25 protein-coding genes are annotated in these 26,934 nt (G+C 71.5%); 18 read left to right on the forward strand and 7 right to left on the reverse strand.

Annotation, left to right across the window (positions count from 1 at the left end; translation table 11 throughout):
* Positions 1 to 6: 6 nt before the first annotated feature.
* A complete protein-coding gene (locus ACGFYP_RS22630; protein WP_393496327.1) occupies positions 7 to 1,125 on the reverse strand; it encodes a helix-turn-helix domain-containing protein in 1,119 nt (372 codons plus the stop codon).
* A 130-nt stretch (positions 1,126 to 1,255) separates the two neighbouring features.
* Here ACGFYP_RS22630 and ACGFYP_RS22635 point away from each other — a divergent pair, with 130 nt between their 5' ends.
* Complete coding sequence (locus tag ACGFYP_RS22635) at positions 1,256 to 1,726, forward strand: recombinase family protein (protein ID WP_393496330.1); 471 nt, start codon at positions 1,256 to 1,258, stop codon at positions 1,724 to 1,726.
* A gap of 48 nt (positions 1,727 to 1,774) precedes the next feature.
* Here ACGFYP_RS22635 and ACGFYP_RS22640 read toward each other — a convergent pair whose 3' ends face one another.
* Positions 1,775 to 2,494, reverse strand: coding sequence for a leucine-rich repeat domain-containing protein (locus tag ACGFYP_RS22640; RefSeq protein WP_393496334.1), 720 nt, complete (start codon positions 2,492 to 2,494; stop codon positions 1,775 to 1,777).
* Between the two features lie 273 nt (positions 2,495 to 2,767).
* Between ACGFYP_RS22640 and ACGFYP_RS22645 the strand changes: the two genes are divergently transcribed.
* The 8 genes from ACGFYP_RS22645 to ACGFYP_RS22680 all read left to right on the forward strand — a co-directional run bounded on the left by ACGFYP_RS22645 (position 2,768) and on the right by ACGFYP_RS22680 (position 11,072).
* On the forward strand, positions 2,768 to 3,853 hold the full coding sequence (locus ACGFYP_RS22645; RefSeq protein WP_393496337.1) for a GNAT family N-acetyltransferase: 1,086 nt from the start codon (positions 2,768 to 2,770) through the stop codon (positions 3,851 to 3,853).
* A gap of 18 nt (positions 3,854 to 3,871) precedes the next feature.
* Entirely contained in the window at positions 3,872 to 5,131 is a 1,260-nt protein-coding gene (locus ACGFYP_RS22650; protein WP_393496340.1) for a glycosyltransferase, read from the forward strand.
* The gene (locus ACGFYP_RS22655) at positions 5,128 to 5,934 is read left to right on the forward strand and encodes a polysaccharide deacetylase family protein (RefSeq protein ID WP_393496344.1); all 807 of its coding nucleotides are present in this window, start codon (positions 5,128 to 5,130) and stop codon (positions 5,932 to 5,934) included. Before ACGFYP_RS22650 ends, ACGFYP_RS22655 begins: the two co-directional genes overlap by 4 nt.
* A gap of 179 nt (positions 5,935 to 6,113) precedes the next feature.
* A complete protein-coding gene (locus ACGFYP_RS22660) occupies positions 6,114 to 7,985 on the forward strand; it encodes a hypothetical protein (protein ID WP_393496347.1) in 1,872 nt (623 codons plus the stop codon).
* Between the two features lie 37 nt (positions 7,986 to 8,022).
* The gene (locus ACGFYP_RS22665; RefSeq protein ID WP_393496350.1) at positions 8,023 to 8,427 is read left to right on the forward strand and encodes a hypothetical protein; all 405 of its coding nucleotides are present in this window, start codon (positions 8,023 to 8,025) and stop codon (positions 8,425 to 8,427) included.
* Positions 8,424 to 9,488 (forward strand): glycoside hydrolase family 26 protein, encoded by a 1,065-nt coding sequence (locus ACGFYP_RS22670; RefSeq protein WP_393496353.1) that lies wholly within the window; start codon positions 8,424 to 8,426, stop codon positions 9,486 to 9,488. Before ACGFYP_RS22665 ends, ACGFYP_RS22670 begins: the two co-directional genes overlap by 4 nt.
* Before the next feature lie 77 nt (positions 9,489 to 9,565).
* Positions 9,566 to 10,816: a C2 family cysteine protease gene (locus ACGFYP_RS22675; protein WP_393496356.1), complete on the forward strand. Its 1,251-nt coding sequence runs from the start codon at positions 9,566 to 9,568 to the stop codon at positions 10,814 to 10,816.
* A 4-nt stretch (positions 10,817 to 10,820) separates the two neighbouring features.
* Positions 10,821 to 11,072: a DUF6406 domain-containing protein gene (locus ACGFYP_RS22680; RefSeq protein WP_393496359.1), complete on the forward strand. Its 252-nt coding sequence runs from the start codon at positions 10,821 to 10,823 to the stop codon at positions 11,070 to 11,072.
* 3 nt (positions 11,073 to 11,075) lie between these two features.
* Here ACGFYP_RS22680 and ACGFYP_RS22685 read toward each other — a convergent pair whose 3' ends face one another.
* The 3 genes from ACGFYP_RS22685 to ACGFYP_RS22695 all read right to left on the reverse strand — a co-directional run bounded on the left by ACGFYP_RS22685 (position 11,076) and on the right by ACGFYP_RS22695 (position 15,493).
* On the reverse strand, positions 11,076 to 13,250 hold the full coding sequence (locus ACGFYP_RS22685; protein ID WP_393496362.1) for a lipopolysaccharide biosynthesis protein: 2,175 nt from the start codon (positions 13,248 to 13,250) through the stop codon (positions 11,076 to 11,078).
* Positions 13,243 to 14,397, reverse strand: a complete 1,155-nt coding sequence (locus tag ACGFYP_RS22690; RefSeq protein ID WP_393496516.1) for a DegT/DnrJ/EryC1/StrS family aminotransferase — start codon at positions 14,395 to 14,397, stop codon at positions 13,243 to 13,245. The genes ACGFYP_RS22685 and ACGFYP_RS22690 overlap by 8 nt, the downstream gene beginning before the upstream one ends.
* A gap of 193 nt (positions 14,398 to 14,590) precedes the next feature.
* Positions 14,591 to 15,493 carry an RNA polymerase sigma factor SigF gene (locus ACGFYP_RS22695; RefSeq protein ID WP_393496365.1) on the reverse strand — a complete coding sequence of 301 codons (903 nt, stop codon included), beginning with the start codon at positions 15,491 to 15,493 and terminating at the stop codon, positions 14,591 to 14,593.
* A 209-nt stretch (positions 15,494 to 15,702) separates the two neighbouring features.
* Here ACGFYP_RS22695 and ACGFYP_RS22700 point away from each other — a divergent pair, with 209 nt between their 5' ends.
* From ACGFYP_RS22700 to ACGFYP_RS22725, 6 genes are all read left to right on the forward strand, one after another.
* Entirely contained in the window at positions 15,703 to 16,071 is a 369-nt protein-coding gene (locus ACGFYP_RS22700) for an STAS domain-containing protein (protein ID WP_361961069.1), read from the forward strand.
* A gap of 100 nt (positions 16,072 to 16,171) precedes the next feature.
* A complete protein-coding gene (locus ACGFYP_RS22705; protein ID WP_393496369.1) occupies positions 16,172 to 16,642 on the forward strand; it encodes an ATP-binding protein in 471 nt (156 codons plus the stop codon).
* Between the two features lie 202 nt (positions 16,643 to 16,844).
* Positions 16,845 to 17,531 (forward strand): peptidase, encoded by a 687-nt coding sequence (locus ACGFYP_RS22710; RefSeq protein WP_393496372.1) that lies wholly within the window; start codon positions 16,845 to 16,847, stop codon positions 17,529 to 17,531.
* A 23-nt stretch (positions 17,532 to 17,554) separates the two neighbouring features.
* A complete protein-coding gene (locus tag ACGFYP_RS22715) occupies positions 17,555 to 18,406 on the forward strand; it encodes a hypothetical protein (RefSeq protein ID WP_393496375.1) in 852 nt (283 codons plus the stop codon).
* Positions 18,403 to 19,563, forward strand: coding sequence for a hypothetical protein (locus ACGFYP_RS22720; protein ID WP_393496378.1), 1,161 nt, complete (start codon positions 18,403 to 18,405; stop codon positions 19,561 to 19,563). Before ACGFYP_RS22715 ends, ACGFYP_RS22720 begins: the two co-directional genes overlap by 4 nt.
* Before the next feature lie 14 nt (positions 19,564 to 19,577).
* Positions 19,578 to 20,903, forward strand: a complete 1,326-nt coding sequence (locus tag ACGFYP_RS22725; RefSeq protein WP_393496381.1) for a hypothetical protein — start codon at positions 19,578 to 19,580, stop codon at positions 20,901 to 20,903.
* A gap of 140 nt (positions 20,904 to 21,043) precedes the next feature.
* On the opposite strand, the gene ACGFYP_RS22730 is transcribed toward ACGFYP_RS22725, so the two are convergent.
* The gene (locus ACGFYP_RS22730; protein ID WP_393496384.1) at positions 21,044 to 22,549 is read right to left on the reverse strand and encodes a peptide MFS transporter; all 1,506 of its coding nucleotides are present in this window, start codon (positions 22,547 to 22,549) and stop codon (positions 21,044 to 21,046) included.
* Positions 22,550 to 22,975: 426 nt separating this feature from the next.
* Between ACGFYP_RS22730 and ACGFYP_RS22735 the strand changes: the two genes are divergently transcribed.
* Both ACGFYP_RS22735 and ACGFYP_RS22740 read left to right on the forward strand, forming a co-directional pair.
* Positions 22,976 to 23,653, forward strand: coding sequence for a response regulator transcription factor (locus tag ACGFYP_RS22735; protein ID WP_393496388.1), 678 nt, complete (start codon positions 22,976 to 22,978; stop codon positions 23,651 to 23,653).
* A 136-nt stretch (positions 23,654 to 23,789) separates the two neighbouring features.
* Complete coding sequence (locus ACGFYP_RS22740; RefSeq protein ID WP_361961055.1) at positions 23,790 to 25,061, forward strand: ATP-binding protein; 1,272 nt, start codon at positions 23,790 to 23,792, stop codon at positions 25,059 to 25,061.
* 52 nt (positions 25,062 to 25,113) lie between these two features.
* Here ACGFYP_RS22740 and ACGFYP_RS22745 read toward each other — a convergent pair whose 3' ends face one another.
* On the reverse strand, positions 25,114 to 25,632 hold the full coding sequence (locus tag ACGFYP_RS22745; protein ID WP_393496392.1) for a GtrA family protein: 519 nt from the start codon (positions 25,630 to 25,632) through the stop codon (positions 25,114 to 25,116).
* 162 nt (positions 25,633 to 25,794) lie between these two features.
* Between ACGFYP_RS22745 and ACGFYP_RS22750 the strand changes: the two genes are divergently transcribed.
* Complete coding sequence (locus ACGFYP_RS22750; protein WP_393496395.1) at positions 25,795 to 26,934, forward strand: 5-(carboxyamino)imidazole ribonucleotide synthase; 1,140 nt, start codon at positions 25,795 to 25,797, stop codon at positions 26,932 to 26,934.

The following is a 26,934-nucleotide window of genomic DNA, read 5'->3' on the forward strand; positions in this document are numbered from 1 at the left end:
CCCCTCTCACGCGTCCGCGAGGCGGATCGCATAGCGGATGTTTTCGAGCTCCCGACGCGCCCGTGTCGACGGCTCGGTGCCATCCAACATCATCGGCAGCCGGTCACGCAGGGCCAGGGCCGCAGGCGCGTTGTGGCTCAGTAGGTCAGGCCGGGACGCGATCAGAGCCCACAGCGTGTGCACATTGAGATCGAAGAACCCGTGGTTCGGCGTCAGGCCGCGTACTAGGTGGTCCATCAGCCTGTCGCCCCGCCAGGGTCCCCAGCTGGGCTGGGCGATGAAGTCGTCCGAGAGCTCGACGTGGGCCGATTCCCCGATCCAGTACGCCCAGTAGTTCAGATTGGCCGTCTCAGCGGCTTCGCTCGCGGCGAGGGTCGCGGAGATGAAGTGGTCCAAGCGCTCCCCGTCGCCGTGCCGGGCGGCCACGGTGGCGACGGAGCGGTCATTGAGCCACTGGGACAGCCAGTCGTCCGGCCGTTCCGTCCGCTGCTGGTAGGCAAGCCAGGCCGGAGTGTCGGTCGCATCGTCGTACCCTGCGAGATAGAGGGCCTGACGCCGGAGTAGGAACTGATCCGTCCTGCGGGCCCGTTCGGCCGTCTCTCGCATCAGTGTGAAGAACCGCTCCCGCTCGACGGCAGAGAAGCGTGGCCCCGCAGGCACCGGACCCCTCCGCGCCCGCGAGGCGGGCGGCAGGGAGCGCAGCGGAGTCGGCGGCACGCCGCTGAGAGGCCAGGACACCAACTCCACGAGCTCGCGTCGCAGCACCCATGCTCCGAGCGGATTGTCGTCGTGGCGCACCTCCCGCCCCAGCAGGTCGGTCAGGAGCACGTCCGCCTCCAAAGCCCTTCGCAGGGTCGACAGAAGGGGCGGCGGAGCGCCTTCCCTCAGGAGGAGGGCTTGGTGAGCGAGCGTCTGACCGACCGGTACGGAGGTCAGCGGCCGCCGTCCCGACTCCCAGCCGGCGACGGTATCGACCGCGACTCCCAGCAACTCCGCGACGGAGTCCTGCGTGTGGCCGGTCTGCTCGCGAGTGAGGCGGAAGACGGAGCCTGCGACCGTGCATCCGGGGGCGCGCCGTGACGATCCCTTACTGGCGGTCGGGGTTGGCTCCGAGCTGCCGAGCATGATGTCCCCTTTGCCTGCCGACCAGTTCTGGGAAACCCGTACCGGTGGTCGCTTCAAGCCCCTGCCGCCGCTTCGTACCGTCTTGCCGACAGGGATGGACGACAACTCAGCGTAGTGGAAGGGGCACACGATGAACGCCGGTACGGAGACGTCAACGCATGTGGGCGAGAGGGCACGGGCATTCCTCTACGACCGCCACGCCACTGCGATCACAGTGGCCCTGGATCTCCGGCTCGCGCGCTGCCGGGCGTACGCGGAGCAGCGGGGATGGGAGATCGTCGGTACGTGGATCGACCTCGGCGATCACGCGCTCGCCGAAACGCGTCCTCAGTTCAGCGCACTGTGCCGTGCCATGGCGGCAACCCCCAACCCCGTCGTCTGCCTCGTCGACGACTTTGATCGGCTGAACCGCGCGGCGGGCCACCGGGCCGTCATGCGGCGTCGTGTCGTCATGGCCGGTGGGTACTGCGTGACGCCATGTGGCGACACCGATCGCGTGCACGCGGGCCGGCCGGACGACCCCTTCGACGTTCTGGCCAACCTTCAGTGGCTCCAGGAGTCCCGCGACGCGCGTGAGTGTGATCGCCGGGCTCACAGCTGACCCCGCGACGCCCGCCGTGCGCCCGACCGCCACGTCCCATCAGGCGGATCACGTCAGGACGACACAGCCCCGGTGCCCCAGTTCGGTCAGGAGCGGGAGGGACGGGGCGATGGCGTTCCAGCGGAGGTCCAGCTTCTCCAGCGAGGGCAACGACGTCAGCCACTCCGGCAACTGTCTCAGGCGGTTGGAGCGCACGTCGATCTGGCGTAGGCGTGGCAGGCCGGCGAGTGACTGTGGCAGTTCGGTCAGGGAGTTCTCGCGGAGGTCCAGGTGGCGCAGTTCGTGCAGGTCGGCGGTAGATGGCGGCAGGTGCTCGATCGCGTTTCCCCGGAGCCAGAGTTCGCGCAGGTCGCGGAGGTGGCCGAGCGCGTCCGGCAAGGTTGTGAGCCGGTTGTGCTGGGCTCTCAGCTCGATGAGGCCGGTCATCGTCCCGATGGCCTCCGGCAGGCAGGCGAGGGAGTTCTCACCCACGTTGAGGTAACGCAGCCGTGTCAGGTTTCCCAGCGAGTCCGGAAGCCGTGACAGCTGGTTGTCGTGCAGGTAGAGGTAGTCGCGGAGCTCGGTCAGCTCACAAAGTTCCTCGGGTACCGACGTGAGCGCGTTGTGGCCGAGGTCGAGGGTGGTCAGCAAGCGGAGACGCCCGATCTCCGGTGGGAGGGTCGCGAGTCCGTTGTCCGCCAGGATCAGGACGCGGAGATCGGTCCGCTGCCAGACGGACTCGGGTACCTCTCCGAGTTCTTGACGCCAAAGATTCAGTACGTGTTCCACGGCCGCGCCCTCTCGTCAGGGGTTTGGGCCAGCGTCTCATCAAGGACCTCACGGGCAGACGGGTCCGCGAACCTCAGACCGTCACGCACCATTGGTCGCTTGATCACCATCAATTCCCCTCCGTCACAGATGGTCGAGTAGCCCTGTCCCGGAGGGATTTCGACCGGTACCGTCCTGTAGCGGCAGGACTCAGGGGGGAAGACCGGGGGGTCGGAGTTGAGCGCTGTCCGTAAGAGGGCTGTCCTTGAACAGGGCAGTGAGCAACGGAAGTTCGTGCAGATCGTCGCGCCGGGGGAGCTCGCCGCTCGTGAGGTCGAGGCGTGGCGGGAGCTGCGGGGGAAGAGCGGAGCGCCCGAGAATCCGTTCATGGGGCCCGAGTTCACGCAGGCCGTCGCCGCCGTGCGGGCCCGGGTGCGGGTCGCCGTGTGGTGGGAGGACGGGGAGGCCGTCGGCTTCTTCCCGTACGAGAAAGGGCCGTTCGGGCACGGGCGGGCCGTCGGGCTCGGCGTGTCCGACTGTCAGGGCGCCGTCCTGCGGACCGGGCTCGCGCCCTCGCCCCGCGCGCTGCTGCGCCTCTGCGGGCTCTCCGCCTGGGAGTTCGACAATCTCGAAGAGGGGCAGCCCGCGTTCCTCGGCGTCGCCGGTGAGGCCTTCGCCTCACCCGTCATCGACGTCGGCGACGGATACGCCGCGTACGAAGACCTCCTGCGCGTCCAGTCGCCCAAGTTCCTCAAGACCACGCTCGCCAAGGAGCGGCGGTTGGGGCGGCAGGTCGGGCCCGTCCGGTTCGTCTTCGACGAGCGGGATCCCGCCGCCCTGCGCACCCTCATGGAGTGGAAGTCCGCCCAATACCGCAGGACCGGCCGGCGTGACCGCTTCGCCAAGGAGTGGATAAGCGGCCTGGTCCGGCATCTCCACGCGCTGCGCGAGCCCGGCTGCTCGGGCGTGCTGTCCGTGCTGTACGCGGGTGAGCGGCCGATCGCCGCCCACTTCGGGCTGCGCTCCCGCACCGTCCTCTCCTGCTGGTTCCCGTCCTACGACCCCGAGTTCGCCAAGTTCTCGCCCGGCCTCGTCCTCCATCTGCGGATGGCCGAGGCCGCGGCGGACGCCGGGATCGGCGTGCTCGACCTCGGCCGCGGCGACGCCGAGTACAAGGACGCCCTGAAGACCGGCGAACTGACCGTCTACGAAGGGTCGGTGACCCGGCCGGGACTCCGCGCCGGACTCCACTGGCTCTCCCACGAGCCCACCCGCCGCGCCCACAGCTACATACGCAACAGGCCCGCGCTCGCCGCGCGCGGCCGCCGCGCCCTCAACCGGCTCGCCCGCCTGCGCGGCGGCGTCGCCGGTCAGCCCTGAGCCGACAGCGGGGGAACCATGCGCTTGCGACCACGATCCGTCGTCGACCTCGACCTCGACTCGCCCGACGGGCCCGTCCTCTCCCTCCGGCCCGCGCCCGGCGGCCCGGCCCCCGGGCCCGGCGACCTCTACGCGCTCGTACGCCTCCGGGGGCGGCCCGCCGCCACCGTCCTCGCTCACGTGCGGGAAGGGGACGATCCCGCCGAGGTGCTGGGCCGGCTCGCCCGGGAGCAGCTCCCGGACGCCGCTCACGCTGGGCCGCACGCCGGGCCGCACGCCGAGCCGCACGCCCTCCCGCCCCGCGCCTGCGTCGTCGTCGCCACCCGCGAGCGCGCCGACCAGCTCGCGCGCGCCCTGGACTCCCTCCTCGACCAGGACCATCCCGACTACGACGTCCTCGTCGTCGACAACGCGCCCCGCACCAGGGACACCGAGGAGCTGGTCACCGGAAAGTACGGCGACCGCGTCCGGTACGTCCGCGAGGACACCCCCGGGCTCGCCGTCGCCCACAACACCGGGCTCGCCCACGCCCGCGCCGACGTCGTCGCCTTCACCGACGACGACGTCGTCGCCGACCCGCACTGGCTGACCGCCCTCACCGTGCCCTTCGCCACCGACCCGCGACTCGGCTGCGCCACCGGCCTCATCCTGCCCGCCCGGCTGCGCACCCCCGCCCAGATCCTCCTCGAATCCCACGGCGGCTTCGCCAAGGGCTTCGCGCCCCGGCTCTACGACCCGCTGCGCCCGCCCGCCGACGAACCGCTCTTCCCGTTCACCGCCGGCAGCTTCGGCTCCGGCGCCAACATGGCCTTCCGGACCCGTGCGCTCCAGGCCGCCGGCGGCTTCGACCCGGCCACCGGCACCGGCACGGCCGCCCGGGGCGGGGACGACCTGTACGCCTTCGTCGCCGTCCTCTCCGCGGGCTTCCGGCTCCGCTACACGGCCGACGCCCTCGTCTGGCACCACCACCGCGAGAGCCCGCAGGACCTGCGCAACCAGGCCTTCGGGTACGGCGCCGGCCTCACCGCGTACCTCACCGCCACCCTCGTCCGCCGCCCCACTCTGCTGCCCGCGCTCCTCGCCCGGCTGCCGCGCGGGCTCGCGTACGCCAGGAACATGACCGCGCGCCGGGACGTCGACGGCGGTGGCGTCCCCGGCGCGCACGGCGGGCACGCCCACCCCTGGCCTCGCAGCCTCTCCCGACTGGAGCGACGCGGCATGCTCTACGGACCCGTCGGCTACGCCAAAGCCCGTCTACGGATGAGGGGTTCGAGATGAGCGCACCCGCCCACGCCCGCATCCCGGTCCTGCTCTACCACGCCGTCTGCGACGACCCGCCCGACTGGATCGCCGAATTCACCGTGAGACCCAAGGAGTTCGAGGCCCAGCTCGACGCGATCGTCGACAGCGGGCGGACCCCCGTCACCGTCGGACGTCTCGCCGACCACTTCGCCCGCCGCGCCCCGCTGCCGCCCCGCCCCGTCGTCCTCACCTTCGACGACGGCTTCGCCGACCTGCCGGGACGGACCGCCGAGGCGCTCGCCGCCCGCGAACTGCCCGCCACCGCGTACCTGACCACCGGCGCGATCACCCCGGGCCGGGCCTGCCTGCTGCCGCCCGCCCCGATGATGGCCCTCGGCCAGGCGCCGCTCCTGGAGCAGTACGGGATGGAGGTCGGCGCCCACACCGCCACCCACCCGCAGCTCGACACGCTGGCGCCCAAGGAGCTGCGGCGCGAGCTGCGCGAGCCGAAGGCCGTCCTGGAGGACGTCCTCGGACACGAGGTCCGCCACCTCGCCTACCCGCACGGTTACAACAGCCCCGCCGTGCGCCGGGCCGTCGCCGCCGCCGGGTACGCCTCGGCCGTCGCCGTCCGGCACGCACTCAGCTCCGAGACCGACGAGCGGTACCGGATCGCCCGGCTCATCGTCCGCAGGAGCCACACCGTCGCCGACGTCGAGCAGTGGATGGACGGCCGCGGAGCCAAGGCCGCGCCGTACGCGGACTCGCTGCCGACGGTGGGCTGGCGGCTGTACCGCAGGGCCCGTGCGCTGGTCAGAGGACCGGAGTTCGCGGGCTGAGCCTGAGCTGTCCGAAAAGGCTCCATCAAGCCCCATACAAGCCCCATACAAGCTCCATCAGGGTCCATCACGAGCCCCATCACGTACAGCAGCTCGCAAGACAGTCCGAAGGCAGTTCTAGGGGGAGTGCCACCGTGCAGCAACGTGTGCCCGCGCCAGTCAAGGGAAAGGGAAGCGACGTGCCGCCGCCTCCCGCCGCCGCCCGGAGAACCGAGGCGGAGCCGGACGCGGGCACCCCCGCGCCGGTGCGCGGGTGGCGCGTACCCGGCCCGCACGCGCTCTTCAGCGCGCTCCCGCTGCTCGTGGCTGCCGCGCTCTGGCTGTACGCGCTGCCCCGGATCGGCTTCCGCGACATCGCCGACTACGGGCTCCTCGACCGCTTCCCGCTCGCCTTCTACGCCTCCCTTACCGCCCTGACCTGCGGCTTCCTGGTCACCCTGCGGCGGGCGGGCACGGCCCCGTGGTGGCCGGCCGCGTACAGTGTGGCCATGCTCGTGGCGCTGAAGGCGCCGCCGGCGATCCTCTACGACTCCGTCCGGTACGCCTGGGCCTCCAAGCACGACGCCGTGATCAGCCGGCTCCTCGCCGAAGGCACGGTGTACCCGCAGCGCGAGCTGTCCGGCGGGATGTCCGCGTACGACCAGTGGCCCGGGTTCTTCTCGCTCGACGCCGCGCTCGTACGCGCCTTCGGCGTCGAATCGGCGGCCTCCTTCATCAACTGGGCGCCGATCGCCCTGGGCCTCCTCACCCTCCCCGTCCTCCTCCTCATCTACCGCACCTTCAGCGACGACTGGCGGCTCGTGTGGACCGGGGTGTGGATCTTCCAGCTGGCCAACTGGGTCGGCCAGGACTACCTCTCCCCGCAGGGCTTCGCGTACCTGCTCTATCTGACCGTCTTCGCCGTCGTCGTACGGCACTTCGTCCGGCCCGGGTCCGCCGGGAAGCTGCGCGACCGCACCCTCCTCGACCCGGCCGCGGCCGCCGTGCCGCCGCCCACGACACCGAAGCAGCGCGCGATCGCCGTACTGATCGTCGCCCCGCTGATCGCGACCATCAACGCCTCGCACCAGCTCACCCCGGTGATGCTGTGCGCCACTCTCTTCGCGCTCTGCCTCACCCGCCGCTACCGCAACATCGGGCTGCTCGTCGTCACGGGCCTCATCATGCTCGCCTGGGACCTCACCATGGGCCGGGTCCTCTTCCTGGAGACCATGAGCACCCTCAAGGACTCGGCGGGCGACCTGCTCTCCAACTCCCGTGCCGGATACGCCGGTGAGCCCACCGGGCCAGGGCCCGAGCTGGTCGGCGCCGCCAACATCGTGATGGTCCTCGCGCTCGCCGCGCTCGCCGGCACGGCCGTGCTGCTGCGCCGCAGACTCGTCCGCAGCGCGCTGCCGCTGCTGCTCGCCGCCGCCGCGCCCGTCCCGATGTTCGCCGTCAACGACTACGGCGGCGAAATGCTCTTCCGCGTCTACCTGTTCGGGCTCCCTGGCACCGCGTTCTTCGCCGCCGCCGCGCTCGTCCCGGCGGCCGGCGCGGTCGGCAGGGGCGCGAAGGCGGCCCGACGCGTGGCCGCCGTCGCGCTGCCGCTCGCGCTCACCGCCCTGCTGGCCGGCTTCCTGCCCTCGTACTACGGCAAGGAGGGCATGCACTACGCCCCGCCGGCCGAACTCGCCCTCACCCGACGCGCCTACGACCGGGCCCCGGACGGCGCGCTGATCCTCGCCACGACGGGCTCGTTCCCCGGCGCGTACCACCGCTACGACCACTTCGAGCGCTGGTTCTTCACGGAGCAGGAAGTGCCCGAGAACCTGAAGATGCTGAAGGACCCGGCGGGCTACCTCGCCCGGGGCATCCCCGACGGCCGTCCGGCGTTCGTCGTCCTCACGCCGACGCAGGAGAAGGCGGTCATCGGCGAGGGCTATCTGCCACCGGGCAGCTTCCGGACCCTGCGCGAGGACCTCAAGCGCTCGCCGCTCTTCCACGTGGTGGAGGAGAACGAACACGGCCTCGTCCTGGAGTACCGCCCACGGCCGGCACCGAGGTCATGACCCTCCGACCGATCACGATCACGGGAGTACGTACGCCATGGCACCCGCACACCTCCGGCTCAGAATCGGCCTCGCGGCATCCGGCTGGGTCGCGCTCGGCGCCACCGCGCTGCCGGGCGGCTCCCCCCTGCGCTGGATCCCCGTCCTCGCCTTCGTCGCCCTCGTGCCCGGCCTCGCGCTGCTCCACCCGCAGCCGAGCGGGCTGCGGCCCGGCGCCCGTCTGGAGGCGCTCGCGCTCGCCGCGCCCGTCAGCCTGTCCCTCGCGACGCTCGCCGCGACCTCGCTCTTCCTGGTGAAGGGGTTCTCCACGACCGCGTTCCTGGTCTCGCTCGCCGTCTTCGTGACCGTCGTCGCCGCCCTGCCGGGCGTCCCGCTGCCCGCCGCGACCCGGGGCGCCGTCGAGAGCCCGCGGACCAAACGAAAGCCCGGTGGCGGGCGATGAGCCGCCGCCATGCCGCACAGCCGCCGCGCCGGACGGCCCCGATGGCCGTCGCCCTCGCCGCCGTCGGCGCGCTCGCCGCCGCGATCGGGGTCTGGAGCACCCAGGGCTCCGACGACCGCTGCGCCCCGGACCGCAAGCTGGTGCTGCCGTGCGACGGCGCGTGGTGGGGCGCGTACATCCCGTACGACGAGAACAGCTCGCTCACCAGGCCGGTGTACGCCTTCGAGAAGAAGATCGGGCGCAAGCTCGACCTCGTCTACACGTACCACGACATGTCGGGGAAGCCGACGGACGGCGAACTCCTCACCCCCGACGAGGTGGAACTCGGCGAGGACCGGCTGCTGATGCTGGCCTGGGAGTCCACGGTCTGGAAGGAGAAGCACCACGCGGGCTGGAGCGAGACCCAGCTCGGCTGGAAGAACATCGCCTCGGGGAAGTACGACGCCTCGATCATCGACCCGCAGGCGCGCCGCCTCAAGGCGTACGGCAAGCGGGTCTTCTTCTCCTTCGACCAGGAGACCGACATGCGCATCAAGGAGGGCGCGGGGAGCCCCGAGGAGTACGTCGCCGCGTACCGCCACCTCCGCGACCGCTTCGAGCGGCTGGGGGTCCGTAACGTGGTGTGGGTGTGGACGGTCTCCGGCTACCTCGGCAACGCCGACGTGATGAGGGCGCTCTACCCGGGAGACGCGTACGTCGACTGGATCGGCATGGACCAGTACAACTACTACCAGTGCCACAAGTCGCCCGACTGGCTCGACTTCGAGGCCAGTCAGCGGCCGACCTACGAGTGGCTGCGCACGAACGTCTCCGCGAACAAGCCCCTGATGCTGTCGGAATTCGCCACCGCACCGGACCCACGCCGCCCCGACCGCCAACGCGACTGGTACGCCGCCATCCCGAAGGTCGCCCCCACGCTTCCGAGGGCCAAGGCGTACGTCCACTGGAACCGCGCGGTCCCCGGCCCGAACTGCGACCTGACGGTCAACTCGGGCCCTGCCCTGGAGGGTTACAAGGCCGCTGGGCAGCACGAATACTTCCGCCAGGACGTCCCGCGCTGAGAGGCCCCGCCGCCCTCGCCCGCCGGCGCGAGAACTATGATTCCCGTCCGGTGGCCGAGGGGGACGGACGGGGCGGTATGAGCGAGCTGGGCACGGCCGAACGCGGCACGGAGACGAAGGCGCCGGAGACGCCGCCCTTGCCCGACGCGGCGTTTGAGGCCCCTGACGCGGGCGAGGAGCCGGTTGAGCCCGGCGAGCCGGACGAGCCCGGGGAGCCTGAGGGGCCCGGGGAGCCGGAACGGCCGGCGGATCCGGAGGAACCCGATGCGCCGGAGGAACCCGAAGCGCAGGGCGAGCCGGCCGAACCGGAGGCCGATGCGGACCCGGCCGACAATGGCCGCGACACGGCCGAGGCCGGTCCGGAGCCCGAACGTGCCTTCCTGGGTGACGTCTTCTCGAAGCTGCGCGACACCGTCGCCGGACTGCGCGAGCCGGCGGATGGGCCGGTCGACAGGTACACCACCGTGGACCGGCCGGACTTCAACGCCATGGAGATCCCGGAAGTCGGTGTGACCCTCTTCGAGTACGGCACGCCTCTGGACCGCCCTGACGGGCAGCGCGCCCCGCTGTTCGACGGAGAGCTCAGGCGTGAGCAGACGGAGCAGGGAAGGCTCGGGGACTGTGGCGTGATCGCCACCATGGGTGCTGTTGCCTCGCATCTTCCGGAGGCGATCTCGGAGTGCGTCAAGGAGAACGAAGACGGCACTTACGAGGTGACTCTCCATCAGGTGACGAAGTCCTACAGCGCCGACTGGACCCGCTGCGAACCAAATGGCGCTGTCACCGTTCTCACGGTCACCCCGGAGCTGGTCGTCCAGTACGACCGGCCGGACAAGCCCGCCTACGCCCGTGCGGGCGCCGAGGACGTCGCCTGGCCCGCCGTCCTGGAGAAGGCCTTCGCGGGAGTGGACCAGACCTGGGAGGGAGACCGCCCCGGGCAGGCATCCGGCTACGAACGGCTCGACCTGGGCACCCGGGCGGGTCACCGTGCCGAGATGCTGACCCAGCTCACGGGGCGGCCGGCCTACACCGACGACATCCCCACGGGGTTCGACATGAACGGCGTCAGCCCGGAACGTCAGCTGCTCACCATGTTCCGGGAGAAGCTCGACGCGGGCTGCCCGATCCTGATCGGCACACGAAAGATCGAGAAGGACGAGCGCCCTCTCCCCAACAATCTTGTGGACGGCCATGTGTACGAGGTGACCCGCGTGGACGATCGCGGGCTCATCCATCTGCACAATCCGCACAACATCAACGATCCGAAGCCGCTCACGGCGAAGGAACTCAGGGCCAATTTCAGTGGCCAGTTCACCACGATGGGATAGGAACATGATCAACGAAGTCTGGCTGTGGCCCCGAGTGGTCGGGGACTCGGACAACGCCCGGTTCTCGGTGATCCACCTCTACGCTCCGGCCGATGAGCCGCTCAGCATCCAGCTCTTGGTCGCGGCCGACGCCGAGCACACGCACACCCTGCACGTGGGCGACATGTTCCCCGTAAGGGACGAGACCTGGAAGTTCGAGCGGGTCGACAACCTGGAGAGCGAGCGCTGGCTCGTACTCCTGCGCAAGGTCGTCTGAAGGTCATCCGCCTCCGGAACGGCGCCCGGCGCCCCGCAGGCCCCGGACCGCGAGGGCCGTCATCGTGGCGCCGGACATGCCCAGGAGGATGGGTAGGGGGGCGTCGGCGAAGGTGTGTTGGGCTGCCCAGCCTGCCCAGGTCAGGATCCAGACCGCGCATGCCGTGAGCCGGACGCTCGTGCCGAGGGTGCGGAGGAGGAGCGCCGCCAGGGCCAGGCAGAGGGCCTGGAGGGCGATCGGCAGGGCCGTGAGGGCGTCGGTGGGGACGAAGGCGGGGGCCAGGGTCGCGCCGGGGCCCGCCGCTTCCTCCGGGCGGAGGCCCAGGAGGGGCGGCGCGACGTGCAGGGCCAGGAAGGTGGTGGCCAGGACCGTCGCGGCGTAGAGGCGCCGCACCTGGCGGCGCGCCACCGCCGCCGCGTGCAGGGCGACCAGCAGGATCCCGGCTCCGAGCGTGACCGGCGGGAGCGCCGCGATCAGTTCCGTACCGGAGAGCCGGTCCGCGGCGACCGCGTCCGTGTGGGCGAGCGGTAGCCAGAAGAGCGCGGTGGCGAGTCCGAGCAGCAGCCATAGCACCGTCCCGGGCCGGTCCTCCCGGCCGTCGCCGTCCCCGTCCCCGTCGCCGTCCCCGTGCCCGGTCCCGCGACCGTCCCCGTCCGCCCGAGCGCTCGGCGGGCGTGCCGGAACGTACACCGGCAGGCCGAGTGCCGGCGTCACCGTGTCCGCCGAGGCGCCCTGCGGCGCCCACCCCTGCTCGGCGGCCCGCCGCGCCCAGCTCGTGCCGTACTCGACCTCCTTGCGGCCGCCCTTCAGGGCCCTGCGCAGCCCGGGCGCCGAGGCCGCCGCCATCAGGGTCATCGAGCCGAGCATCGCGAGGCCGGCGCCCGAGATCCCGACGGGGCCGAGGAGCAGCGCCGCGCTGCCCAGGACGAGTACGCACATCGCCCCCTGGAGCACGGCGAGCGCGCCCGTACGCCCCTGGACGCGCAGCACGCCGATGTACAGCTCGACGGCGACCCGAGGGAGCGCGGCGGCGGCGAGCAGGCGCAGCACCGTCGTACCGTGCTCGGCGTAGTCGGAGCCGAACGGCGCGAGGATGTACGGCGCGAAGACGACGAGGAACACGACGACGGGGACGAGCAGCAGCGCCATGCGCCGCAGCGCCCCGCGCACGCCCTCGGCGAGCGACTCCGGGCTGTGGGAGGCGTGCGCGGTGAGCGAGGAGGCCATGTTGATGGCCATGAACTCCATCGTGCCGCCGACGGTGTACGCGGTGTAGAAGAACGCGTTGTGCGCCGCGTCGAAGCGCACGGCGACCATCACCGGCAGCAGGTTGATCATGGCGAGGCTGAACAGCGCACCGACGGAGTCCCCGGCCATGAAGCGGCCGATCTCGCGCATGGCGGGCGGCTCGCGGTCGGCGTCGGCGCGGGCCTGCCGGGGGATGAGGCGGCGGAAGACGAGCCAGCCGAGCGGTACGACGGACAGGGCGATCGCCGCCGACCAGGACACGAAGACGCCGAGGACCGGCATGGTGGTGGCGAAGGCGGCGAGCAGGAGCAGCTTGCCGATGGAGAAGCCGGCGTTGCCCACGGGCACCCAGAAGGCGCGTCTGAGCCCGGTGAGGACGCCGTCCTGGAGGGTGAGGAGCGCCCAGCCGACGCAGGAGGCGGTGAAGAAGAGCCCGGCGGAGAGCGAGCCGAGCGGCGCGTACGACGGGCCCCACCAGTCCAGGGTGAGCAGGAAGGCCCCGCAGGCCAGCGCGACGACGACGGAGCTGACCAGGTAGACCCGGCCGACCAGGGGGCCGGTGGCGCGGCCGGCCCGGGGGACGTAGCGGACGACGGCGCCGATCATCGTCGTCGCGGTGATGGAGGCGAGCAGGCGCTGTGCGGCGATGGCGGCGGAGCCCTGCCCGACCGCCTCCTCCGAGTAGTAGCGGGCGGCGACCAGCCAGAAGCCGAGCCCGAGGGCGGCCGAGACGCCGGTGGACAGCATGAGCGCGTACGCGTTCCGGAACATGGAGTCCCCGCCGGACACGTCGGACCCGCCCGACGCGTCGGAGCCCCCCGACCCGCCCCCCGACCCGCCGGACCCGCCCGACCCGTCGAGGTCCCGCACCGCGGAGCCCTTCCGCTCCGGGGGCCCATCCGGCCTGCGCAGCCGGACGGCGTCAGCCACGGTCGCCGTACCGCACCGGCCGGACGCCCGCCGCGCGCAGGGTTCCGAGCACCTCGGCCGCCCGCCGCGGGTCCACCGGCAGGGCGTGGCGGGCGAACCAGGTCGCCGGCTCAGGGGCGGGGGAGGGGTCGGTGAAGACCTCGCCCGCGTACGTGTCGAGCGGCGGGTCGTACAGGTACCCGGTGACGATCCTGCGCCGGGCGAGCGCGGCGACGGCCGCCTCCCGGTCGTCGACGAGCAGCGGGACCCGGAACAGTGGCTGGAGCCCGTCCGCGCCCGGATCGGCCCCGGGCCCCCACTCGCTCGCGAGCAGCCGTTCCGTCCCCGCCCGGTGGGCGGCGAGCGTCGTGTCCAGGCGGGCCAGCAGGCGTCCCGTACGGCGCAGCCGGGCCGCGCCGGGGCCGAGGCGGTAGTCGTGCATGTCGACGCGGACCCAGGGGTGGAAGGGCGTGAGCCCCGGCGCGGAGGCGAGGGCCTGCTTCAACTCGCGCGCCCGCAGCGGCATCCGGATCTCCTCGCGCTCCTGCTGCCCGAGCAGCCGCAGCGTGGCGTGCGCGGCCTTCACGAGCCGCAGCGCGCGGACGGTGGCCTCGGCGTACGGCCGTACGAGATAGGTCAGTTCGGCGGTCGTGCGGGGCGGGTGCAGCAACTCGTCGCGTGCGGCGGCCAGTTCGGCCCGGAGCGCCGGGTCGGCGAAGGTCAGGAAGCCGCCCGTCTTCGCCCCGGTGTGCTTGGAGAGGCTGAACACGGACGCCTCGCCCCAGGTGCCGACCGCGCGGCCGGCGACCCGCGAGCCGATGGCGTGGGCCGCGTCCTCCAGGAGCGGGATGCCCAACGCGTCGCAGCGGGCCCGGAGTTCGGGAGCCGGGTCGGGATTCCCGTACAGATTGGTGGTCAGTACGGCCGAGAGGCCGCGCCAGACGGACTCGGGCACGGCGGCGGTGTCGATCGAGCCGTCGCGCGGGTCCAGCGGCGCCTGGACCGGGCGCAGCCCGGCGGCGAGGACCACGAAGAAGATGACGTCGTCGTTGACCGGCGACATCAGGACCCGGCCGCCGGGCGCGCACCAGTGGCGCAGTGCGAGATAGAGACCGAAGCGGCACGACGGCACGTGGAGGCACTCTCTGCCCCCGAGCCGGCCGCGCATGCGCTCTTCCAGTTCCGCGTACGCAGAAACCATGCGATTCCCCCCTGAACCCCGGCCCAATGTGTCCCATTCCGGGCGACCCGTCAATAACGCGGAAGGGCCTGTCCGGTGAAGAACAGGCCCTTTCCACAGGTCACTTGGGGTGCCCGGAAACGGAGTGCGCCGGAGCGCGGGGGAGAGCCGCCGGCGGAGGTCACTCCTCCAGGGTCAGCCCCTTGCGCAGCCGCGTCAGCGTCCGCGAAAGGAGACGGGAGACGTGCATCTGGGAGATGCCGAGCTCCTCGCCGATCTCCGACTGGGTCATGCCGGCGACGAAGCGCAGCGAGAGGATCTGTCGGTCCCGGGGCGGCAGCGAGGCGATCATCGGCTTGAGGGACTCGATGTACTCGATGCCCTCGATGCCGTGGTCCTCGTAGCCGATCCGGTCGGCGAGCGCGCCCTCGCCCTCGTCCTCCTCGGGCTGGGCGTCCAGCGAGCTCGCGGTGTACGCGTTGCTGGCGGCCATGCCCTCGACGACCTCGTCGCGGCTCAGCTCGAGCTCCTCGGCGAGTTCGGCGACCGTGGGGGCGCGGTCGAGGCGCTGGGCCAGCTCGTCACCGGCCTTGGCGAGGTCCAGGCGGAGCTCCTGGAGCCTTCGCGGAACGCGCACGGACCACGAGGTGTCGCGGAAGAAGCGCTTGATCTCGCCGACGATCGTCGGCATCGCGAAGGTGGGGAACTCGACGCCCCGGACCAGTTCGAAGCGGTCGATGGCCTTGATGAGACCGATCGTGCCGACCTGGATGATGTCCTCCATGGGCTCGCTGCGGGAGCGGAACCGGGAGGCGGCGAACTTGACCAGGGCGAGGTTGAGTTCGACCAGGGTGTTGCGGACGTACGCGTGCTCGTGCGTGCCCTCTTCGAGAGCGTCGAGTCGGGCGAAGAGCGTCTTCGACAGTGCCCGCGCGTCCAGCGGGTCGACCTGGTCGAAGGGCCCGATCTCGGAGATCGCCTGGATCTCGGGAAGGTCTTCGAGGGTGGGGGGCGGAGTTGCTTCTGCCGACGGCGCGTCGGGGGTACGCGGTGCGTCGAGCCGGGGTGACATGGTCTCCTCCATCGTCTCTTCCTGCTGCGGTTTGCGGCGCCTCCAAGCCGGCCGTATCGAATGTTCTCTACTAGCCCTACCCGCTCGACCCACAAGCTTGCAAGTGTCAATTGTCCGATTTGCCGGAGTATGTTGCGGTGTTCGGGTGCAAGCGTTGACGTGACACTTGTATGGTTCGAGGCACGTCAACCGGCATCCGCGAGAGCGAAAGAGGCACGGGCATGGACCGCCACCACATCGGCAGCGCGCAGCCAGGGAGGCTGCGGGTCGAGGTCCGCACCGTGGGGGCGAGTGAGGTCGTCACCCCGGTGGGTGAGCTCGATCACCACACGGCCGACGTGTTGCGTGCGCCACTCGACCGCGCGCTCGACGCGGGCCGGTCACGGCTCGTCGTCGACTGCTCACAGCTCGACTTCTGCGACTCCACCGGCCTCAACGTGCTCCTCGGGGCCCGGCTGAAGGCCGAGGCCGCGGGAGGAGGGGTCCATCTGACGGGGATGCGGCCGGTGGTGGCCAGGGTCTTCGAGATCACCGGTGCGGACGTCGTCTTCACCGTGCACGAAACGCTCGCGGCGGCACTGCCCGACTAGAACGTGACGGGTGTCGTCAGGAGAGGACCGGGAAGGAGAGCCCCGGTTTCGTCCGTTGTCTGGTGAATCTGTCTGGTGAATCGGTGAGGTGAAAGCGCTGATGGACACTGCCGGTGGCAGGGATGTCGAGGAGTCGGTGGGTCCCGTCGTGGGCTCCGCCGTGCTCGATGTACGCACGCTCGCGCTCGGCGCCACCAGCGGCACCGTTCCGCTCGCCCGCGACTTCACCAGGACCGCGCTGTACGACTGGGGCTGGCTGCCGGCCGCGACCGCCGACGCCAGGGCGGCCGCCGAGGACGTCCTGCTCGTCGTCTCCGAGCTCGTGACCAACGCCTGTCTGCACGCCGAGGGCCCCGAGGCGCTGCGCGTGGTGCGCCGGGCCAAGGTGCTGCGCCTCGAAGTCGCCGACCGTGGCGCGGGGCAGCCCGCGCCGCGCACCCCGCACCGGGCCGCGCGGCCCGGCGGGCACGGCATGTTCATCGTCCAGCGGCTCTGCCTCGACTGGGGCATCGAGCGCACGGCGGGCGCCCCCGGCAAGACGGTCTGGGCCGAACTGGCGGCACCCTCCTAGGGGCCTTCGTTCGGATCAGGCCGGATCGGCCCGGCATGATCCGCTGGACACTCCCTAGCACTTGCGTACGGACTGTGGTGCCGGAACACGGAATCGGCACGTACTTCGGTCCTCCCTTTGTCTTCCCTCCTCAACGCCCCAGGCGTACCTTGACGCGCAATCTGATGTGCCGTCAGTAACTTCGCGGTGAGGGGTGCTAGAGGTGCCGTACCGGAGGAGAACAGCGTCCGCGCTGGCAGCGGCGGTGGCGGGCTCGGCGGTCCTGGCCTCGGCCCCCGCCGCGCACGCCGCCGTGGTCGACGTGAACTACGCCTGCGAGACGAAGATCGGGCCCAAGGGCGCCGTCTCGCCCGTCGACATCAAGGCCGTCAAGAACGGCTCCTCGTACACGATCACCATGTCCTTCGAGAAGGGCGTCTCGGACAGTCCGATCGAGCTGCCCAAGGGGGTCATGACCCCGCGCGCCGAGCTGAAGCTGGGCGGCGCCGACACGGGGACGGTCAAGGTCAAGGGGACGCCGAACACGGAGGCCATCCCGCCCAACACCCCCATCAAGATCGGGCAGTTGACGGGCACGTACACGCCGAAGAAGAGCGGCAAGGTCACCTTCACGGCCGGCCTGCTCACCGTCCACGCGCTCGGCATGGACGCGGCCGTCTGTACGCCGAAGAACAACCCCGCGCCCTCCCTCGAACTGGAGGTCACGGCCCCGGGCGGCTCGGACTCCGGCGGCTCCTCCGACTCGGGCGGCGGCGAGTCCCCGAGCGGGGGCGAGCTGCCCAGGACCGGCCCGCTCGACTCCGCGACGGCGCTCGGCACCCTCGGCGGCACGGTGCTCCTGACCGGCGCGGCCGGCGTGCTCTGGCTCACACGGCGCACGGCACGCTGATGCGGGGGGCGTGGGCCGGGACCGTGACCGCCGTCGCCGCGCTGCTCGGAGCCGTGGCGGCGGCGCCCGCGCCCACGCCCACGCCGGCCTCCGGGTGGACGGCGGGCGCGGCCGGGGCGACCCAGGAACGGCCGTACGTCTACCTCGAAGGCGCGGCGGGCAGCGTCCTGGAGGACACCCTCTCGGTCAGCAACCCGGGCGCGCGACCGCTCACGGTACGGCTCGACGGGCAGGGCACCCCGCTCGCTTTCGCCGCGCGGACGGTGACCGTCCCGGCGCGGACACGGGCGGACGTGCCCTTCGCGGTGACCGTGACCGCCGGCACCGCCCCCGGTGACCACCGGGGCACGGTGACCGTGGCGGCGGACGGGCGCGAGGTGCGGGTGCCGGTCCACCTGCGGGTCAGCGGGCCGAGCCTGGCGGCGCTCACCGTCGAGGACGTACGGCTCGACGCCTCGGGCACCCTGCGCTACACCCTGGTCAACCGGGGCAGCACGGTCCTCACGCCGAGCCTCTCCGTACGCGCCGACGGCACGTTCGGGACCGTCCTCGACCGCCCGTCCCGTGCCCTGCCGCTCACCCTCCGCCCCGGCGAGAGCGCCACCCGCACCGAACCCTGGCCCGACCCGCCCGCCCTCGACTCGGTCACGGTCCACCTCCGCGCGACCGCCCCCGGTGCGACGCCGGCGGAGGCCCGCGCCGAGCGCGTGTTCGTGTCGACGGGCGCGGCCGTCGTGGGCACGGGCGCCCTGGTCGCGGCGGCGGGAGCGGCCGCCCTCGCACTCCGAAGACGCCGCGCCCGGGCCGTCGAAGAGGCCGAGAACCCGGTGGAACAAGCCCAGTTGGTGGACGTGACGGCAGGAGCGGACCGATGAGAACGAGCGGTACGGGACGGCGCGATGCGGTCGGGGCGCCCGTCGAGGCACCCCGCGCGGTCGCGGTCGTCGGGGCGGTCCTCGCCGTCCTGCTCCTCGCCCTGCTCGCGCCCGGCGCCCAGGCGCTCCCGCCCGCCGCCCAGGCGAGGGCGGACGGGCCGACCGTCGCGCTGTCGCAGAGCGAGGGCGGCAAGGGCGGCGAGATCACCGTGAGCGGGGCCGGCTGGAAGCCGGGCGCGCTGCTGATGCTGCTGATCTGCGGTCAGGGCGAGCCGGGGAAGGGCGTCATCGGCGGCACCAACTCCTGCGCCAACACCCTCGGCCGCGCGGCGACCGTCGACGCCAAGGGCGCCTTCAGCCAGAAGATGCCGGTCGCCGAACCGCCCAAGCCCTGCCCCTGCGTGGTGCACGTCGCGGGCGTCACCGGTCAACAGGACGTCGTGGACGTGGCGTTCACGGTCGCCGGCCACCCGACCGCCCCGCTGCCCGAGGCCACCGGCACCGGCCGGCTCGCCGTCCTCGCCTCCGTACGGCTCGAAGGTTCGAGCGGCGTCCTCGTCTGGTTCGGCGCGCCCGCCCGCCGCGAGGTCGTCTTCACCGTCGGGAACCTCGGCCAGACCCCCGTCAAGGACCCGCTCTTCCAGATCGGCACCAGCCACGGCGTCTACTCGCCGCAGTACGAGGAACGGCAGTGGCGCGGCACGATCGAGCCCGGCAAGAAGGCCCAGATCAAGCTGCCCGTCGAACTGTCGGCGGGCGCGCACGGCGACTACGAGGTCTCCGTGAAGTACGCGGGCAAGGTCCTGGTCGACCAGCCGTGGGGCGTCGGCAGGCCCTGGGGCGTGACGCTCTTCTGGCTGCTGCTCGCCGTGGTCGTCCCGGCCGCGCTCTTCCGGATCGGGATGGCGGTCGTCGACCGGGTCAGGCCGGGCGCCCCCGCGGGGGCCCGCTCCGGACACCGGCGCCGCCGCGCTCTCGTCCGTACCCCTCTCGTCCGTACCCCTCTCGTGCGTACGCCTCTCGTACGTACCCCTGAACACCGCCCCGCTCCGGAGCGGGACGAAACCACAGCCACCACGGTCCTGCCGTGGTTCACCCCGGACTCCGCACCGTCCGCACCGTCAGAGATCAGCCCGACGACGAAGGGACATCAGTGAGCACGCAACGGAGGATGAGCGCGGCGGGAGTCGCGCTGATGCTCGGCGGCGCGGGGATCATGCTGGCCGCCAGCCCCGCGCAGGCGGCCGAGGTCTCGTACAAGACCGAGTGCATTCCGCCGTCCATCTCCGGCCTCCCACCGGTGCAGGGCACCACGAAGGTGGAGATCACCGCGCCGGCGGAGGCGAAGGTCGGGGACGAGGTCGAGGTCGTCTGGAAGACGGTCGAGGCCGCGTCCAAGAACCCCGACGTCCTCGACCTGGAGAAGGACACGGTCAAGCCGACCGGCACGATCAAGGTCGGCGGAGCGGCGAGCGGCACGCTCGCCATGGAGGGGCCGCGCTCGAACCCGGCGATCCCGAAGAACAGCCCGATGAAGCTGTCGGACATGAAGGGCAAGCTGAAGCTGGAGAAGGCCGGCGAGATCACGCTGACGCCGGACAAGTACAACATCAACGTCTCCAAGCCGATGTCGACGGACACGAAGTGCGCGCCGAAGGAGGCGGTGCCGGTCGGCGCGAAGATCAAGGTGACGGAGGGCGGCGGCGGCACGTCCTCGGGCGGTACGACGACGTCGGGCGGTACGACCTCGTCGGGTGGGACCACGACGTCCGGCGGGACCACGACGTCCTCGGGCGGTACGACCGCGTCCGGCGGCTCGACCTCCGGCGGAGGCAGCGCCTCCGGCGGTGGCGGCGGGCAGACCGACTTCCCGGGCAAGGAGGTCGCGGTCCAGTTCGCCTGCCAGTCGCCGGGACCGGCGAGCATCACCTCCAAGGTCACCATCAACGCCAAGAAGAGCGGCGGGAACTACGAGCTGACGGTCAAGACCGCCAAGGGCGTCATGAACAGCCCCGCCCCGCTTCCCGCGGGCGCGCTCAAGCCGTCCATGGCGGTCAAGCTCGGCGGCGCCGACAGCGGCACGGTCAAGGTCGAGGGCCCGGCGAACTCCGCCCCGCTGGAACAGGGCAAGCCGGTCGACCTGCCGGACATGAAGGGCACGTACAAGCCCGGCGCGAACGGCAAGTCCACGCTCAGCCCCGGCACCCTGACCATCAACGTCTCGCTCGGCGGCTCGCCGATCGTGATCCCCTGCCAGGTCAAGGGCTCGGTCCAGGCCTCCCTCGAGCTCGACACGTCCAAGGTGGACGGGGGCGCGGTGGGCGGCGGTGACGCGGCGGCCGGCGGCGGCTCGGGCGACGGCGGCCCCGGCGGCCTCGCCGAGACCGGCGCCGAGAACGACGGAGCCCTACGCGCCCTCGCCCTGGTCGCCGGCACGGTGATCCTCCTCGGCGGCGCGGTCTTCACGTTCACCCCGTGGGCCCGGCTGCGGCGCTGACCGCGCGGTTTCGGCGCGCAGACGAAGTAGCGCGACGACGAGGCGCACGCTCGACAGAGCGAGGCGCGCTCTCGACAGAGAAGGGTCTGGCCCGGCACACGTTCAGTGTGTGCCGGGCCAGACCCTTGTTCGGACGAGTGTCAGCGCACGTCGCCCATGAGCGCGCGGATCTTCTTGCCCGCCGTCATGAACGTGAGGCCCGCGGCGACCGCCACGACCGCCCACAGGGAGTAGTACAGGGCGTCACCCAACGGCTCGTTGAGCTTGGTGGTCCAGCCGTTCAGGGCGTTACCCGTCGCGGTGGCCAGGAACCACAGACCCATGATCTGACCGACGAACTGCTTCGGGGCCAGCTTCGTCGACAGGGACAGGCCGACCGGCGAGAGGCACATCTCGCCCAGGGTCTGGACGAGGTAGACGCTCAGCAGCCAGAAGACGGTGACCTTGCCGGTCTCGCTGTTGGCCGCGGCGGCGCCCGCGAGGCCCATGATGGCGAACGAGCCGCCGATGAGGAGCATCGCGAGGGCGAACTTCATCGGGGCGCTGGGCTCGCGGTTGCGCTTGGCGAGCTTGACCCACAGCGCGGCGAAGAGCGGCGCCAGGACGATGACCATCGCCGGGTTCACCGACTGGTACCAGGAGGCCGGGAACTCCCAGCCGCCGATGAGGCGGTCGGTCTTGTTGTCCGCGAAGAGGGTGAGCAGCGACCCGGACTGGTCGTAGATCATCCAGAACAGGACGGCCGTGGCGAAGAACCACGCGAACGCCTTGATCTTGGGCTTGTCCGTGGCGGTCAGCGCAGGGTTCCGGTACATCGCGACGAAGTACACGACGGGCACGACGATGCCGAGGACCGCGAGCACGTTCACGATGTGCTCGATGTCGTACGTGCCGAGCGCCAGGTCGACCAGAAGGGCGCCGACGGCCAGTCCGCCCCACAGCAGGACCTTGCGCAGCGCACTGCGCTTCTCCTCCGGCGTCGCCGGGGTGCCCGGCTCCTTGCCGACGTCACCGAGGTGACGGGAGCCGAGGATGTACTGCGCGACGGCGAGCGTCATACCGATACCCGCGACGGCGAAGCCGAGGTGCCAGTTGACGTTCTCGCCCAGGTAGCCGACGACCAGCGGGGCGGCCATGCCACCGATGTTGATCGACATGTAGAAGAGGGTGAAGCCGGCGTCGCGGCGGGCGCTCGGCTGACCCTCGTAGAGGCCGCCGACCATGGCCGAGATGTTCGGCTTCAGCAGACCCGTTCCGGCGGCGATGAGCGCGAGGCCCGCGAAGAAGGCCGCGTCGGAGGGGATGGCCAGGGTGAAGTGGCCCAGGGCGATGACGATGCCGCCGACGAGGACGGCCTTGCGCGCGCCCCAGAGTCGGTCGGCCACCCAGCCGCCGGGCATCGCGGCCATGTAGACGACCGCGTTGTACACGCCGTAGATGGAGGCGGCCAGCGCCTCACGCCCTTCGAGAGGGCCATCGAGGACACCCGCGACCAGGTACAGAACGAGAATGCCGCGCATTCCGTACCAGGAGAAGCGTTCCCACATCTCGGTCATGAAGAGAGTGGCCAGGCCGCGGGGGTGGCCGAAGAAGGTGTTCTCGGAACTCGGGGTTCCGGGGGAATCCTTCGTCAGGCTGGACGCCATGTCGATCCTTGCTCTGTCGGGACGCGCGCCTTGTGAGCGTGGTGCGCCCGGTGGGGGAGGCCGGCACCGGCGGGAGCGGTCGCACCCCGCCGGGATCCACGCCCCGGTCCGCGTCATCACGTTCCGGAACCCGGCCCACAGGTCATTCACTGTTCTCAAGGTTGGCGAAGCCGACCTCGCGCAGAAAGAGACCCTTGGCGCACAAAGCGAGCCAAAGGTCCCCGATTACCGCATCAGAACTCACGACACCATACGGCACGACAGTGCCGGATATGGAAGGACTTGAGACATGGATCACAGGTGACGAAGGAACCAACGGGCCCTATTCGAAGGTCATGTGCAGGTTAACGCCCTTGAAGCGCAGGGGTCGGCCGCAGCCTGTGGATCATGCCCCGGGGCGTCGACGGCGCGGACTACCATCACTCCATGACCCGTGTACTGCTCGCCGAGGACGACGCATCCATCTCGGAGCCGCTGGCCCGCGCGCTGCGCAGAGAGGGATACGAGGTCGAGGTGCGGGAGGACGGACCGACCGCGCTCGACGCCGGACTCCAGGGCGGCGTCGACCTCGTGGTGCTCGATCTCGGGCTGCCCGGCATGGACGGCCTGGAGGTCGCCCGGCGGCTGCGCTCCGAGGGGCACGCGGTCCCGATCCTCGTCCTGACCGCGCGCGCCGACGAGGTCGACACGGTGGTCGGCCTCGACGCGGGCGCCGACGACTACGTGACGAAGCCGTTCCGGCTCGCCGAACTCCTCGCCCGGGTCCGGGCCCTGCTCCGGCGCGGCGCCACGGAGCCGGCCGTCGCCCCCGCCACGCACGGCGTCCGCATCGACGTCGAGTCGCACCGCGCCTGGATGGGCGACGAGGAGCTCCAGCTCACGGCGAAGGAGTTCGACCTCCTGCGCGTCCTCGTCCGCGACGCGGGCCGGGTCGTCACCCGCGACCAGCTGATGCGGGAGGTCTGGGACACGACGTGGTGGTCGTCGACGAAGACGCTCGACATGCACATCTCCTGGCTGCGGAAGAAGCTGGGCGACGACGCGGCGAACCCGCGCTACATCGCGACGGTCCGAGGCGTCGGCTTCCGCTTCGAGAAGAGCTAGGGCCTTTCGTTCGGATCATGCCGGGCTCCCGGGCCTGGCGCCGCGCCCCGGACCGCCCGCTCGGGACGTGCGCGTGGGGTCGGGTCGGCCCCCGTAGGCTCGGGGCAGCCTCTACACCGCCCGCCCGGAGGGCCTCGTGCGTCGTCGTCTGATCAACTCCACGCTCGCCGTGGTCCTCGTCGTCATCGCCGTCTTCGGCGTCTCCCTCGTCATCGTCGAGACGCGCACGATCTCCTCCAGCGCCCAGGAGAGCGTGGACTCCGAGGCGCTCCGGCTCGTCTCCATCGTCGACAGCCGGCTCTTCGGCGGGGAGCCCGTCAACCCCGACATCCTCGCCGAGCAGAGCGGCGCCAAGCGGTACGCCCTCATCGAGATCCCCGGCCGCGCCCCCATCGAGATCGGCAACCGCCCCGAGGGCAGCGTCATCCGGGGCACCGCCGAGGGCGAGCGCGGGGAGACCGTCACCGTCGAGGAGTCGCGCTCCACGATCACCAGCGAGGTCGGCCGCACCCTGCTGATCATCGGCGCCGTGGCCCTGCTCGCCGTCGTGGCCGCCGTCCTCCTCGCCGTACGGCAGGCCAACAAGCTGACGTCCCCGCTCACCGACCTCGCCGAGACCGCCGAGCGCCTCGGCTCGGGCGACCCGCGCCCGCGCCACAAGCGGTACGGGGTGCCGGAGCTCGACAGGGTCGCCGACGTCCTGGACGCCTCCGCCGAGCGGATCGCCCGGATGCTCACCGCCGAGCGCCGGCTCGCCGCCGACGCCTCGCACCAGCTCCGTACGCCCCTCACGGCGCTCTCGATGCGCCTGGAGGAGGTCGCCGTCGCCGACGACCTCGACACGGTCAAGGAGGAGGCGACGATCGCGCTCACGCAGGTCGAGCGGCTCACGGACGTCGTCGAGCGGCTGCTCACGAACTCCCGCGACCCCCGCACGGGCTCCGCCCTCGCCTTCGACCTCGACGAGGTCATCAAGCAGCAGATCGAGGAGTGGCGCCCGGCCTACCGCAGCGCGGGCCGCGCCATCGTCCACTCGGGCAAGCAGGGCATGCGCGCCGTCGGCACCCCCGGGGCCGTGGCCCAGGTGCTCGCCGCGCTGATCGAGAACTCGCTCATGCACGGCGGTGGCACCGTCGCCCTGCGGACCCGCGTCACCGGCAACCAGTCCGTGATCGAGGTCACCGACGAGGGCCCCGGTGTCCCCGCCGACCTCGGCGCGCGGATCTTCGAGCGGGCGGTCAGCGGGCGCAGCTCCACGGGCATCGGCCTCGCCGTCGCCCGTGACCTCGCGGAGGCGGACGGCGGGCGCCTCGAACTGCTCCAGCAGCAGCCCCCGGTCTTCGCGCTCTTCCTGAGCCGCGAGGTCAGGAGCCGCACGGACGAGGAACGGGACCGCCCGGTCCGCTAGGCCCTTTCGTTCGGATCATGCCGCGCTCGCGGGCCCCAGGGGCCGCCCGCGCTCAGCGCACCCGGTCCGGCTGCTTCCGTGTCGCCTGGTTCGGTGCCTGCTCCAGGAACGATTCGGCGGTCTCGACCGCCTCCCGGGCCGGCAGCGTCCGGAACACCCAGGTGCGGTACGACCAGAAGCGGAACAGCGTCGCGACGCCGATCCCGAGGAACTTGAAGACGTTGCTCTGCAGCGGGGTGTCCCAGCCGAAGCCGTACGTCGCCGCGTACAGGATGCCGTTCTGGATCACCAGGCCTGCCACGCTGAACAGCAGGAAGAGCGTCAGCTCCTTCGTCCGCTGGCTCTTGTCGCGGTCGCGGTACGTGAAGTACCGGAAGCCCAGATAGTTGAAGCCGATCGCCACGACCGTGGCGATGATGCTCGCCCGGACGACGGGCAGGTCCGTGACATGGCGGACCAGGTTGAAGACCCCGAGGTCCACCAACAGGCCGACACCGCCGACCGCCCCGAACTTGGCGAACTCACGCGTGAGCCGGTCAAGCCGCACACGTAGTGCGCTTCGTTCACTCATGGTGATGGTCCAGCCCCGTCCGTTCGGTTTCGTCAACCCAGCCATGCTAACCAGCCCACCTGTGACCCGCCCGGGGACATTGCAAACCACGGAAAATCCCCTTCCGCTGTCGTAAAGCACAGGCGGGGGAGGCTCCACGCATCGTGCGGATACCCTAGGAGGGTGACGTTCCCGGTAGTCGGCATGGTCGGTGGCGGTCAGCTCGCCCGTATGACCCACGAGGCGGGCATCCCCCTCGGCATCCAGTTCAAGCTGCTCAGTGACACCCCGCAGGATTCGGCGGCGCAGGTGGTGAGCGAGGTCGTCATCGGCGACTATCGCGACCTGACTACGCTGCGTGACTTTGCGCGCGGCTGTGACGTGATCACTTTCGATCACGAACACGTCCCCGCCGGTCATCTGCGCGCCCTGGAGGAGGACGGCGTCGTCGTCCGCCCCGGGCTCGCCGCGCTGGTGCACGCCCAGGACAAGGGGGTGATGCGCGCGAAGCTCGACGAGATCGGTGCGCCGAGCCCCCGCCACCGCATCGTCGCCGACCCGGCCGACGCGGCGGCCTTCGCGGCCGAGGTGGGGGGCTTCCCGATCATCCTCAAGACCGTGAGCGGCGGCTACGACGGCAAGGGCGTCTGGTTCGTGCGTACGGAGGAGGACGCCCGCGACCCGTTCCGGGCCGGCGTCCAGGTCCTCGCCGAGGAGAAGGTCGACTTCACGCGCGAGCTCGCCGCGAACATCGTGCGGTCCCCGCACGGCCAGGCCGTCGCCTACCCGGTCGTCGAGTCCCAGCAGGTCGACGGCGTCTGCGACACCGTGATCGCGCCCGCGCCGAACCTCTCGGCCGAGCTGGCGGGACAGGCCCAGGAACTCGCCCTGCGCATCGCCAAGGAGCTCGACGTCGTCGGCCACCTGGCCGTGGAGCTCTTCGAGACCCGCGACGGCCGGATCCTCGTCAACGAGCTCGCCATGCGCCCGCACAACTCCGGCCACTGGACCCAGGACGGCGCGATCACCTCGCAGTTCGCCAACCACGTCCGCGCCGTACTCGACCTCCCGCTGGGCGACCCCCGCCCGCGCGCGAAGTGGACGGTCATGTGCAACGTGCTGGGCGGCGACTACCCGGACATGTACTACGCGTACCTGCACTGCATGGCCCGGGACCCCCAGCTCAAGATCCACATGTACGGCAAGGACGTGAAGCCCGGTCGCAAGGTCGGCCACGTCAACACCTACGGCGACGACCTCGACGACGTGCTGGAGCGCGCCCGTCACGCCGCCGGCTATCTGAGAGGAACAATCGTCGAGTGA

It is taken from the genome of Streptomyces sp. NPDC048370 (assembly GCF_043200825.1).
Taxonomy (GTDB): domain Bacteria; phylum Actinomycetota; class Actinomycetes; order Streptomycetales; family Streptomycetaceae; genus Streptomyces.